Here is a 295-nt window from a genome sequence, read left to right as displayed (position 1 = left end):
ATGAAGTGAATGAACTGTTTTCCCGCTCCCTGGAGAAGAAGGTGGAGCTTGATTTAAATGAGCTTCAGAACCGGGTGGAGAATGGTGAAGACAGGGGGACAGTGATATCCGGGTTTATGGACGACGGGAATTTTGAAGCATGGTATCAGAACTTAATGAGAGAAATAAATGGAGAGATTAATGGAGAAATAAATGAATAAAAAGGTGAGAAGTGATTCGATCGCCTTTAAACTGGCGCTCATGAGTATTACTGTGAGAAATGTAAAAAGATTCGGCGTTTGTGGTTCATTAATAG

Annotated in this window: 1 pseudogene; it reads left to right on the top strand. The window is 40.7% G+C overall.

From position 1 onward, the window contains the following. A pseudogene (locus NE473_RS31675) lies at window positions 1-200 on the top strand (hypothetical protein); the annotation flags it as partial. Between the last annotated feature and the right edge of the window lie 95 nt (window positions 201-295).

This window comes from Hungatella sp. SL.1.14 (assembly GCF_024460495.1).
Lineage (GTDB): Bacteria > Bacillota > Clostridia > Lachnospirales > Lachnospiraceae > Hungatella > Hungatella hathewayi.
The sequence above is the reverse complement of the archived record's forward strand: the minus strand, read 5'-3'. Positions and strand labels throughout refer to the sequence as shown.